The following is an 11239-nucleotide window of genomic DNA, read 5'->3' on the forward strand; positions in this document are numbered from 1 at the left end:
TCATCGTAGAAGGCACAGTGACGGGATAAACCGCCTATCTCGTCATCGTGGAAAGCACAATGACGGGATAACCCACCTATCTCGTCATCGTCGAAGGCACAGTGACGGGACAACACGCCTATCTCGTCATCGTCGAAGGCACAATGACGGGACAAACCGCCTATCTCGTCATCGTGGAAAGCACAATGACGGGACAACACGCCTATCTCGTCATCGTCGAAGGCACAATGACGGGACAGGCTAAAAAAACTATTAATTTCTATCAATCCCTTACTAAGCCATCAATATAATCTTTATATCTCCACGAACGGTCATTATTTTCACATGCATCATCAAAACTCTTATATTTAAAAGTATAGTGAGTGGCTGGTCCTTTCAAATGCTGCTCACAATACTTATTTAACATTCTAAAGACAGTTTTTTCACTCACCTTATACCCTATGAATTCCATAAATCGCTTGTTAGTCAATCTCTCATTTAAAAACAGTGCTTTATAATCACTGATGGCACGAATGATATGAGTTTCTTTCGTTTCCCTGGAGCCGCACGATTCGCAGACTAGATGATTTTTCGATTCTCCAGCTCAAAACCGCCGCACTCGCAGCAGTATAATCCTTTACGTACCGCACTAAAATCGGCACATTTATCGAAATAGGTATTCGGTACGATGTGACTCCGGATCAGCTCGACGATGTCTTCGGCAACTCGGCCTGCGTTCATATTTTGAAATTGCATTAAATAGCTTCGCAGGCCGGACCGCATCACAACGTTATCCCACAGCTCGTCGTCATTGCTCTGCAAACGAAATTCGATATTCGGAAAGATGACTTTACCGGAGATATTAAATTTGCCACGCACCTGATAACGGAGCTTAACTAATTTACCAACCGCCCGCCGGAGCTGCGACAGTGCATCATCAGATACCGGAGACTTACCTATGTACCATGTTCCTTTGTCATACCGGTAATTACCGGAGTAGTTTTTAATTTCGTTAACGACTATCCCGTCATCGCTGACAATCAAACTATCGTACTGCGCAGCGCGGCCCTCAATCCCCAAATAACATCACGGAATACGAATACAAAGCCGTGCCCCACTTCATCAAATATCCGGTCGTATGTACACTCACCGGCATAACCTTTTTCCTGGGCCGACAAATTTTTTGCATCTTCACCGGATAATAGTACACGCCTGTTCAAGGCACGATAGTATGCTAATTCCATACCGACAAATCTGTCAAACAGTATCATGATCTTCCTCCTCAATATAAAATACGCTCTTATACTATATATACGGAAAATCGGCGATTTATTTTTTTATCGTACAAGTTATTTTAATTATTTAACAAAACAATAATATATTACAAATATTTCCAAAAAATCACATACAAAAAAAGCACCCAACTTTATGGGTGCCCTCTTTTAAAAATATTTATTTAGCTAAAGCTTTTTTAGCTTGTTCTACGATTTGACCGAAAGCCGCTTCGTCAGCGATAGCAATTTCAGAAAGCATTTTTCTGTTGATATCGATTTCTGCGATTTTAAGACCATTCATAAGACGGCTGTAGCTGATGTCGTGCTGACGTGCTGCAGCGTTGATACGTGAGATCCATAATTTACGGAATTCACGTTTTTTCTGTTTACGGTCACGGTATGCGTACTGACCTGATTTCATTACAGCTTGTTTAGCTGTTCTATATAAAGTGCTCTTAGCACCAAAATAACCTTTTGCTTGTTTTAATACTTTTTTACGTCTCTTACGAGATACTAATCCATTTTTTACGCGAGCCATTTCTAACTCCTCCTTTTATATTATTTAGCAGATTTAGCTAATAAGTGAACTAATCTTCTTGCATCTGATTTATGAACTAAAGCTGATCCTCTTAATTGGCGTTTTTGTTTAGTTGTTTTGTTAGCGAATAAGTGGCTAGTGAACGCTTGTGAGCGTTTGAATTTGCCTGTACCAGTTTTTTTAACTCGTTTAGCATAACCTTTATGCGTTTTCATTTTTGGCATGATAAAGTCCTCCGATTAATTTTTATTTGTTGTCTGCAAATGGTGCTACGATTAAGAACATGGAACGTCCTTCCATCTTCGGTCTCTGTTCAATCTGGCCATCTTCTTTAAGTGCTTCAGCAAAACGCTCAAGTACCTTACGTCCGATTTCTTTGTGCGTAATTGCACGGCCTTTAAAGCGAATAGAGACTTTAACCTTGTCTTCTTTAGCAAGGAATTTCTTTGCATGGCCTAACTTAGTGTTAAAGTCATGATCTTCGATTGTCGGTGACAAACGAATCTCTTTAAGGTTAATAACCTTTTGTTTCTTACGAGCTTCTTTGTCTTTCTTCTGCTGCTCGTACTTGAACTTACCGTAATCCATAATACGTGCAACAGGCGGTTTTGCGTTTGGTGCAACAAGCACTACATCCAAGTTGGCATTTTCTGCCATCTCGATTGCATCTCTCGTTGCTTTAATACCTAACTGTGAACCATCTTCTCCGATTAAACGAACTTCTTTTGCGCGAATACGATTATTGATCAATGTTTGATCTTTAGCTATGTTTAGCACCTCCAAGAATATTTAACGAACAAAAAAGGCGAATGCATTACTGCACCCGCCTTAGAATTTGCAGGCACAATAGTTACTGAGTCTGCATTTCCCAATTTACCCGGTCACAAAAGATCATTTGCGGGTGTGAAGCGGGAGCTTCAACTTGTCCGTTTGTTTCAACTCTTAATACTATACAGTAGTAAATCAGTTGTGTCAAACTTATTTTTTTAATCTGATCTCATCGATTAACTGATAAAGGAATTCTTCTTTGTCAAAGCTCTCCTGTTTCTCTTCACCGTACTTGCGCACGTTAACGAGCGACTCATCTTTTTCTTTATCGCCCACTACGATCTGATACTTGATTTTATTCATTTGAGCTTCGCGGATCTTATACCCCATCTTCTCATTGCGGTCGTCGATATGCACGCGGATGCCCTGGCTCTTCATTTCGTCGTGAATTTCACGGGCATAATCGTAGTGGAGATCAACGTTAACCGGAATGATTTCCACCTGCTGCGGCGCGAGCCATAATGGGAAGTTTCCTTTGTATTCTTCAGTTAAGAAGGCAACGAAACGTTCCATCGTTGACACTACGCCGCGGTGAATAACGACCGGACGGTGTTCTTCGCCGTCTTTGCCGATATAAGTTAAGTCAAAGCGTTCAGGTAACAGGAAGTCGAGCTGTACAGTCGATAAAGTTTCCTCTTTGCCGAGCGCAGTTTTAACCTGCACATCAAGTTTCGGTCCGTAGAATGCTGCTTCGCCTTCCACTTCTTCATACTGAAGTCCCATTTCATCAACGGCTTCTTTCAGCATGCTTTCAGCGCGCTGCCACATTTCATCATCGTCGAAGTATTTTTCTTTATCTTCAGGATCACGGTAGCTGAGACGGAATGAATAGTCGCTCAGACCGAAGTCTTTGTAAACTTCCTGAATCAATTCCACTACACGGATAAATTCTTCTTTAATCTGATCCGGACGGACGAATACGTGCGCATCGTTTAAGACCATGCCGCGCACGCGCTGGAGTCCGCTTACCGCACCGCTGGCTTCGTAGCGGTGCATCATGCCGAGTTCTGCGATACGAATCGGCAGTTCACGGTATGAGTGCCGTTCGTTTTTGTAAATCATCATGTGGTGCGGGCAGTTCATCGGACGAAGTACCAGTTCTTCGTTGCCGACGTCCATCGGCGGGAACATATCGTCCTGATAGTGTTCCCAGTGTCCGCTTGTTTTGTAAAGATTTGTGTTCGCCATAATTGGTGTATACACGTGGTTATAACCGAGTGAGATTTCTTTATCCACTATATAACGTTCGATTTCGCGGCGGATTGTTGCACCGTTCGGCAGCCATAGCGGCAGACCTGCACCGATCAGCTGATTGTTTTCAAACAGTTTCATCTCTTTACCGATCTTGCGGTGGTCACGCTCGCGGCGTTCTTCTAATAATGTCATATAAGCAGCCAGTTCTTTTTTATCGAAGAATGCTGTACCGTATATACGCTGCAGCATTTTGTTGTCGGAATTCCCGCGCCAGTATGCGCCGGCAGTCGATAACAGTTTAAACACTTTGATCTTCGCAGTTCTCGGTACGTGTACACCGCGGCAGAGGTCAGTAAATTCGCCCTGTGAGTATACAGTAACCTGCTCATCAGCTGGAATTGCTTCGATTAATTCCTGTTTATAAGGATCGTCCGAGAAGAGTTCTTTCGCTTCGTCGCGTGACAAGACTCTGCGTTCAATCGCAATGTTTTCATCGACGATGCGTTTCATTTCTTTTCTATTTTAGGGAAATCTTCTGACGAATGTTTTCATCAATGTCAAAGTCGTAGTAGAATCCTTCTTCAATGACCGGACCTACACCGAAATGAACGTTGCCGTAAAGACGTTTCAGCGCTTGTGCCATTAAATGCGCAGTCGAGTGACGCAGAATTTCAATGCCTTCTTCACTCTTATTCGTAATTAATTCCACTTCGCTGTTTGTTTCCAACGGACGAGTTAAATCGTAATATTCGCCGTCCACTTTAGCAGCAAGTGCCGCTTTCTTCAGCCCTGGGCTGATTGAAAAGGCAATTTCTTCCGGTGTTACACCGAAATCAAACTCTTTTACGTTCCCGTCGGGGAATCTTACTTCGATTTTTTCAACCATGCTAAACATCCTCTCAGTTTCCAATTTAGTTTTAAAAAATAAAAAAGCCGTCCCTATTAAGAAAATAGGGGCGACTTTTACCGCGGTACCACCCTGATTTACACAGAAATGTCCCGTGTCTCAGCTTGGAGATAACGGTCCACCCGGCTTTCGATTAAGAAAGCATCCGTGTTCAGGCAGTAACAATTCGCGGTTTATGCATGTCTCAGCAGGTCATGCACTCTCTTTGATAAACATTTTAAAAATTGTATTGTCCTTGGATTATTAATGAAATATAGCTATATAGTACACGATGACCCTGTCAACAAGCTATGTGTTTCTTAAATTGTCGCCTGAGAGCTCAACTTCTTCACACAATGCACGAATTCTCTCGATCATGCGGAGTGCTTTCGTCTCTTCTTTGCCATTCGTTTTCGTGTAGCTGTAGCGGCCTTTTAATTCATTAATCGCAAAGTTTGAACTGATAAACGTCGGCAGCTGTTCGACCATACGGTAGTTTAAAATACTCGTAATCACTTCGTCTCTGCTCCAAGCAGTGACATCTTCCGCTCCGAGATCATCCAGTATCAGCACTTCTGCGCTGCGGATAGCATCGTAGCGCTCGTTTGTCGTGCCGTCGTTAAAGCCGGATTTTAAATCGCGCAGTATTTCAGGCACGTAAATCATCATCGATGAAATCGACTTTTCTTTCAGCTCGTTTGCTATACAGCCGAGTATATATGATTTACCGATACCGAATTCACCATGTATATAAAGTCCGCGGAAACCTTCGCCGCGCGCAATTTTATCAGCTTTTTCAATCGCATTTTTTAAAACATCCCGGCGATCATCGTTTAGGAAAATCGTATCGAATGTCGCTTCACGCACATCGCGCGGAATATGAAAACTCTGAATCAGGCTTTCACGTTTAATGAATTCCTCGTGTTTTGCTTTAACCGGGCATTTTGAATAAATCATATTAAAACGACCCTGGCGTATTTCAAGGTTAATAATAAAACCGTCCGGGTGACTCAGGCATTTGCCCTCCCCTGCCGATTCACATTCTGTCGGCTGATTAATATAATGTTTTAAAATCATCAAATCGTTTTGAATCATGGAGCGGGTAACTTCACCTTCATGCGCATCCATAAACGCCTTCATCTTCGGATGATTAATAATCTCGTTAAATACGTTCGTTATTCTCTGTAATCCTCTCAGAATTTTTAACGAAACTGCTTAACGGTTCCATCGCCTCACCTAATTTTCTCTAAATTTATTTATAAGTTTACTGAAATCTTCATCGTCTTTCAGTGTTTTCATCGGTTCATTATTTTTCTTCTTAGCATCTCTCTTGTCAGCAGCAGGTTTTTCAGGCTGTTTTTTCGCTGTCGTTTTTTCTTTCAGCCAAGCCGGCTGTTCTTCGCCCGGACCTGCATATTTAAACTGGCGTTTTTGGCGTTTTTCTTCCTGAGCTTCACGGAATTCCATAATCGACTGGTACGCCTCGCCTGCTGTGCGGTAACCTTCTTTACCCCAATTTTCCGCGATAGTCATGACGTATCTGAGCGGCAGATCACCGTCTTTCATCTGAATCGCATATTCCAGGAGCACGTTGATAACTCCGTTTTCAAGACCGGTTTTCACAATTAGCTCCGTCACGACTTTTAAATCATTCTCCGACGGTTTATAACTTCTAAGATCGTTAATTCTGTCGAGCGGACTGACTTTATCGAGACTTTCTAAATACGTTTCATCGCTCGACGGCTTCAGCGCCTCTTCTGCCGTCGTAAAGCTTGGAATGACTTCGCCGTATTCCTTTTGATAGTACTTGCGTGCTTCAGTTTTCAAACGTTCTTTATCGATTCCGAACTGCGGACTCGTCGACTGAAGCAGAATTTGTTTTATATCATACGCGTTCAGTTTAAACAGCTGGCTCAGCTGTACGACGAGCCTTCTCACTTCTTTTGAGAAAAACTGCTTATCGATGCGCGTGCCTTTTAAATGGGTGAACAGCACTTCGAAATCGAAATCATCGAGATCAATCGCCGGCCCCCGGGACACATCATCTTGTTTAAAGTGATCGTCCGGCGTATGGAATTTAGCGTCTCTCGAATGATAAAATACCTCGGTAAATTTCTTCGTCACCTCGGTAATATCCGCCGGCAGTTCCGGATAGATCAGACGCTCTTTTTTATCGTTAAATTTAGCCGATCCGACCTGTGAATATAAATACATCGACAGCATCGGATCTTTGAAATACATTTCCGGCGTCAGCGGCTGCAGCAGTCTGTAGACAAACAAATCATCGTGCGCCTTGTTCGACACGTAGGTTCTGACGAGGCCAATCGCTTCAAGCTTATCGAGCGACGCTTCAAAATTCGACAAATTAATCGACAGCTCATCCATGAGCTCACGGTGAAAACGCACCGCAAGCGTATCGTGGACCTTCGTCGACTCAAATAAATACAAGTAAATACTAAAGGCCTCTGTGCCGATCACCGGTAAATACAATGCATTTAAGACTTCGTAATCATCGTTTGCAAGAGTCCCCGGCTGGTAAACGATAAACTCTGTATTCGGTTTTAAACGTTCATTAAATTTCATGTTAAGCCTTACCTTTTTCTAAATTTTGGAGGATATCCATCAGCTGATCGATATCTTTAAACTCTCTGTACACCGATGCGAAACGCACGTAAGCCACCTGATCGAGAGTAATTAATTCATGCATAACAGACTCGCCAATATCATTGGAAGTAATTTCAGCCTTGTTTAAATTTCGTAAGGCCGCTTCAACATTATCCGCGCGCTTTTCAATTTCATCATAAGGAATCGTCCGTTTTTCACATGCTTTTAACAGACCGTCCAGTACTTTCGATCTGTCGAATACTTCACGTGTCCCATCTTTTTTTATAACGACAAGGGGTGACAATTCAATACGCTCAAACGTCGTAAAACGCGTTTGACAATCATCGCATTCCCGGCGTCTGCGAATCGCATTCATCTCATCTGCATGACGCGAATCCACAACTTTCGAATTCGTATGCTGACACTTTGGACATCTCATGTGATGTTCACCTCGTTAATAATAGATTAGTTTCAATTATTATAACACCGAAAGCACTAAACATAAAAAAAGAAAGCGGATTGGCGCTGTCACGGGATAAACCCCTGATCCCGTCATCGTCGAAGTCACAGTGACGGGATAGACACCAAATCCCGTCATCGTCGAAGTCACAGTGACGGGATAAACACCAAATCCCGTCATCGTCGAAGTCACAGTGACGGGATAAACACCTCATCCCGTCATCGTCGAAGTCACAGTGACGGGATAGACATCCAATCCCGTCATCGTCAAAGTCACAGTGACGGGATAGACACCCGATACCGTCATCGTCGAAGTCACAGTGACGGGATAGACACCAAATCCCGCCATCGTCGATTTTTAAAGTTCAATCCAAAATAAAAACAGCCACGCCAGCCCCAACAGAGGTGACACAACTGCTTATGAAGAGAAAACTTTATCCTTCGACGCTGAAGCTTTCACGTACAGGCATTGCTTCTAAGTAATCGCTGCCTTGTGATTTCACGCGCTGTTCTTTTTTAACGTGAGAGTTTTGGAATGCTTCCGATTCCCCCCATGCTGTGAAGTCTTTGATTGAATCCCATCCTGTCAGCACTGACATTTTCTTCTCTTTTTTAATGAGCATGAAGCCTGCAAAACCGTTGTACTGGTCGACGTTGCCTTTACGGCTTTTAAATCTCTCAACCATTTCTTCAATATATTCTTCTTTTACGATAAAGTTATTCGTTGCAATATGTCCTGCAACAGAGATTTCTCCGTCATGGATAAGAATATCGTATTCTTCTCCTTTAAATGTGGCTGTTTCGCCTTCGATAATCAGGTCCGTGTTCTGTCCGTCGTTATTTACTAATTTCATACCAGCACTCCTTCGTTCATATTATTACTTTTAATGTAGCAAAAAAAGGATAGCATCAACTACCCTCCTGTGACTTTATTGTTAAATATCTTTAGCGATCATTTCAGCTAATTCAACACATCTTACAGAGTAACCCCACTCGTGTCGTACCATGACAGTACTTTAACTTTGTTGTCAGCCATAACCATTGTCAGGTCTGCATCAACGATTGAACTGCGTGGATCTGTATTGTAGTCGCTTGAAACTAATGGTGCATCGCTTACGCCTAAAATACCTTTCATTGCGTCAGCTTCGTATTTCTTGAACGCTTCATTAACTTCTTCTTTAGTTACATCTTTTTCAAGATCTACAACTAAGTCTACTAATGATACGTTTGAAACTGGTACGCGAAGTGCCATACCATCCAGTTTGCCTTCAAGTTCAGGAAGTACTAAAGCTGTTGCTTTTGCAGCACCTGTTGAAGTTGGAATAATATTTTCTGCAGCTGAGCGCGCACGGCGTAAATCTTTGTGCGGGTTGTCGAGGTTCATCTGGTCGTTCGTGTACGCATGTACAGTCGTTACAAGACCATTTTTAATTCCGAACTCATCGTTCAATACTTTCGCTACAGGTGCAAGACAGTTTGTCGTACATGATGCATTTGAGAATACATCGTATGATGACGTGTCTAATGTTGCACAGTTAACGCCGCGAACTAATGTCTGCACATTTCCGCCCGATGACGGTCCTGTTAATAATACTTTTTTAGCACCGGCGTCAATATGAGCCTGGGCTTTATCACCGTGGTTAAACACACCTGTTGCTTCGATAACTACATCGACTCCGAGGTCTGCCCATGGTAAGTTTGCAGGGTTGCGGTCACTTGTAACAGTAATTTCTTTACCGTCGACTACAATGTTGTCCCCTTTAACCTCAACTTTTTTGTCCCATGTACCGTGCGTAGTATCATAATTAATTAAATGTGCGATTGTTTTCGCAGGTGATGTTACGTTGACTGCCACAAGATCAAGTTCTTTTGATTCTGAGACAATTCGAAACACCATTCTTCCAATTCTACCTAAACCATTAATTGCAACTTTTTTCATGACTAGAGCTCCTTTTGAAAGTTCATTTTCATAAATATTATACCACAACTATAGTAATCATTGAACACGGTTTCACATACTTTCCAACTCTTCAGTAAATCTGTCGATTTGTTCATATAACGCTTCAAGATTTCCGTTATTATCGAGCCGGTATTCACTCTTGCGCACTTTTTCTGTCAGCGGCATCTGGCTGTTAATCCGTGCTTCTGCTTCTTCGACAGTTAAGTCGTTTCTTGCAGTCAGACGTTTAATCTGAGTATCACGGTCGACGAACACTGTAACAACAAAATCACAGCGTTCATTCAAGCCGTTTTCAAACAGCAGCGGAATATCTAAGAACACGTGCCCTTTTTTGATAAACTTCTGCTCATCACCGTTCATCATATCTCTGATTAGCGGATGTACAATTCCATTCAGTTCGCGGCGTTTATCGGCATCATTAAAAATAATACCGCCCAGTTTCTTCCGGTCAAGTTCACCGTCGGCATTGACAATATCATCGCCGAAAGCTTGTTTAATTGCCGGAATCGCCGGACCATTTTTCTCCGTCGTCTTGCGGGAGTATGCATCTGCATCGAGCACAGTATAGCCGCGCTCCTTTAAATAGTCGCTCACCGTCGTTTTACCGTGGCGATACCGCCTGTTAATCCGATTATTTTATACATAGACTTGGTCACCTCTGACATGTTGTGCAATAAAATGTATTGCGTGTACTAATCACTTTGGTCGTCAGCGGATGCCCGAGCGGACATTCTTCCCGCTGATACACACTAAAGCTGTTTTGCATTTCACCCTTGCCGCCGGTTACGCTCCGGTAATCGGAAATCGTTGAGCCGCCTCTCGTTAATGACAGCTCAAATACTTCTGTGATCCGGTCGAACAGTTCAAGAAGCCGTTTATCGGATACATTTTTCACTTTCCTGGTCGGCAGAATGTGTGACAGATACAAGCTTTCAACCGCGTATATATTGCCGACACCCGGAATCACTTCACCGTCCATAATCGCCACTTTAATCGGCTTCTCTGCGTATTTCTTCGTGCGCAGCATTTGCATGTAATGATCAAAACTGAGCGCATCCGTATACTCCGGTGCCATGCGAGCAAACGGCGGAAAGTCCGACAGACTGTCATGCGTATGCATTTCGCCGAAGCGGCGGATATCCGAATAGACAAGCTTCTGACCGTTATCTAATGAGAAAATAACCTGCCAGTGCTTCTTAAAATTATTTTCTTTAATATCTTCAAAATCCGACACGATAAAGTAGGCCCCCGACATGCCTAAATGGCTCACTAAGTGTGTAGTTTTGTACTCATCGTTAATTAAAAAATATAAATATTTTCCGCGGCGTCCGATATGCGTAATCGTTTTGCCGGTCACAATCTCTTTAAATGTTTCAAGATCGTCTTTTACTATCGTACGTTTATTGCTTTTATGCCCGTTATAAATATGTTCCGACAACAAGACATCCGTAATTTTTAAATTGATTACGGGCGTGAGTTCCCGCTTAACGAGTTCGACTTCCGGTAATTCCGGCATC

The 11239-nt window shown here is 42.7% G+C and carries 12 protein-coding genes, 2 pseudogenes and 1 other annotated feature; of the genes and pseudogenes, 1 reads left to right on the forward strand and 13 read right to left on the reverse strand.

The genetic code is table 11. The annotated features are described in order from the left end of the window. Positions 1-101 precede the first annotated feature (101 nt). Positions 102-290: a hypothetical protein gene (locus tag G4D76_RS02650; RefSeq protein ID WP_213810471.1), complete on the forward strand. Its 189-nt coding sequence runs from the start codon at positions 102-104 to the stop codon at positions 288-290. Positions 291-558: 268 nt separating this feature from the next. On the opposite strand, the gene G4D76_RS02655 is transcribed toward G4D76_RS02650, so the two are convergent. From G4D76_RS02655 to mutM, 13 genes and pseudogenes are all read right to left on the reverse strand, one after another. Next, complete coding sequence (locus G4D76_RS02655) at positions 559-1059, reverse strand: nuclease-related domain-containing protein (protein WP_213810472.1); 501 nt, start codon at positions 1057-1059, stop codon at positions 559-561. Next, positions 1020-1250 carry a hypothetical protein gene (locus G4D76_RS02660; protein ID WP_213810473.1) on the reverse strand — a complete coding sequence of 77 codons (231 nt, stop codon included), beginning with the start codon at positions 1248-1250 and terminating at the stop codon, positions 1020-1022. Before G4D76_RS02660 ends, G4D76_RS02655 begins: the two co-directional genes overlap by 40 nt. A gap of 181 nt (positions 1251-1431) precedes the next feature. After that, positions 1432-1791 carry a 50S ribosomal protein L20 gene (gene rplT / locus G4D76_RS02665; RefSeq protein ID WP_026859719.1) on the reverse strand — a complete coding sequence of 120 codons (360 nt, stop codon included), beginning with the start codon at positions 1789-1791 and terminating at the stop codon, positions 1432-1434. A gap of 20 nt (positions 1792-1811) precedes the next feature. Beyond that, entirely contained in the window at positions 1812-2015 is a 204-nt protein-coding gene (rpmI, locus tag G4D76_RS02670) for a 50S ribosomal protein L35 (protein WP_026859718.1), read from the reverse strand. Positions 2016-2037: 22 nt separating this feature from the next. Then, positions 2038-2568, reverse strand: a complete 531-nt coding sequence (infC, locus tag G4D76_RS02675; RefSeq protein WP_213810973.1) for a translation initiation factor IF-3 — start codon at positions 2566-2568, stop codon at positions 2038-2040. 14 nt (positions 2569-2582) lie between these two features. Next, positions 2583-2721, reverse strand: a sequence feature (ribosomal protein L20 leader region). Between the two features lie 48 nt (positions 2722-2769). Then, positions 2770-4699 (reverse strand): annotated as a pseudogene (gene thrS / locus G4D76_RS02680) (threonine--tRNA ligase). Between the two features lie 309 nt (positions 4700-5008). Beyond that, positions 5009-5827 (reverse strand): primosomal protein DnaI, encoded by an 819-nt coding sequence (gene dnaI, locus G4D76_RS02685; RefSeq protein WP_250130134.1) that lies wholly within the window; start codon positions 5825-5827, stop codon positions 5009-5011. Between the two features lie 108 nt (positions 5828-5935). Beyond that, a complete protein-coding gene (locus G4D76_RS02690) occupies positions 5936-7282 on the reverse strand; it encodes a replication initiation and membrane attachment family protein (RefSeq protein ID WP_026859714.1) in 1347 nt (448 codons plus the stop codon). A 1-nt stretch (position 7283) separates the two neighbouring features. Then, positions 7284-7742 carry a transcriptional regulator NrdR gene (nrdR, locus tag G4D76_RS02695; protein WP_026859713.1) on the reverse strand — a complete coding sequence of 153 codons (459 nt, stop codon included), beginning with the start codon at positions 7740-7742 and terminating at the stop codon, positions 7284-7286. Between the two features lie 454 nt (positions 7743-8196). Next, on the reverse strand, positions 8197-8616 hold the full coding sequence (locus tag G4D76_RS02700) for an antibiotic biosynthesis monooxygenase family protein (protein ID WP_213810474.1): 420 nt from the start codon (positions 8614-8616) through the stop codon (positions 8197-8199). Positions 8617-8697: 81 nt separating this feature from the next. Beyond that, positions 8698-9701 (reverse strand): annotated as a pseudogene (gene gap, locus G4D76_RS02705) (type I glyceraldehyde-3-phosphate dehydrogenase). Between the two features lie 72 nt (positions 9702-9773). After that, positions 9774-10316 carry a dephospho-CoA kinase gene (gene coaE / locus G4D76_RS02710; RefSeq protein WP_250130135.1) on the reverse strand — a complete coding sequence of 181 codons (543 nt, stop codon included), beginning with the start codon at positions 10314-10316 and terminating at the stop codon, positions 9774-9776. Between the two features lie 58 nt (positions 10317-10374). Continuing rightward, entirely contained in the window at positions 10375-11238 is an 864-nt protein-coding gene (mutM, locus tag G4D76_RS02715; protein ID WP_213810475.1) for a bifunctional DNA-formamidopyrimidine glycosylase/DNA-(apurinic or apyrimidinic site) lyase, read from the reverse strand. Position 11239 lies beyond the last annotated feature (1 nt).

This window comes from Jeotgalicoccus sp. WY2, from assembly GCF_018437745.1.
GTDB classification, from domain to species: Bacteria; Bacillota; Bacilli; order Staphylococcales; family Salinicoccaceae; genus Jeotgalicoccus; species Jeotgalicoccus psychrophilus.

Bases quoted from the DNA above. Each gene is read 5' to 3' on its own strand.
- G4D76_RS02690 (WP_026859714.1), bottom strand. From the start codon at position 7,282: ATGAAATTTAATGAACGTTTAAAACCGAATACAGAGTTTATCGTTTAC.
- mutM (WP_213810475.1), bottom strand. From the start codon at position 11,238: ATGCCGGAATTACCGGAAGTCGAACTCGTTAAGCGGGAACTCACGCCC.
- dnaI (WP_250130134.1), bottom strand. From the start codon at position 5,827: ATGGATGCGCATGAAGGTGAAGTTACCCGCTCCATGATTCAAAACGAT.
- rplT (WP_026859719.1), bottom strand. From the start codon at position 1,791: ATGGCTCGCGTAAAAAATGGATTAGTATCTCGTAAGAGACGTAAAAAA.
- G4D76_RS02660 (WP_213810473.1), bottom strand. From the start codon at position 1,250: ATGATACTGTTTGACAGATTTGTCGGTATGGAATTAGCATACTATCGT.
- nrdR (WP_026859713.1), bottom strand. From the start codon at position 7,742: ATGAGATGTCCAAAGTGTCAGCATACGAATTCGAAAGTTGTGGATTCG.
- rpmI (WP_026859718.1), bottom strand. From the start codon at position 2,015: ATGCCAAAAATGAAAACGCATAAAGGTTATGCTAAACGAGTTAAAAAA.
- G4D76_RS02700 (WP_213810474.1), bottom strand. From the start codon at position 8,616: ATGAAATTAGTAAATAACGACGGACAGAACACGGACCTGATTATCGAA.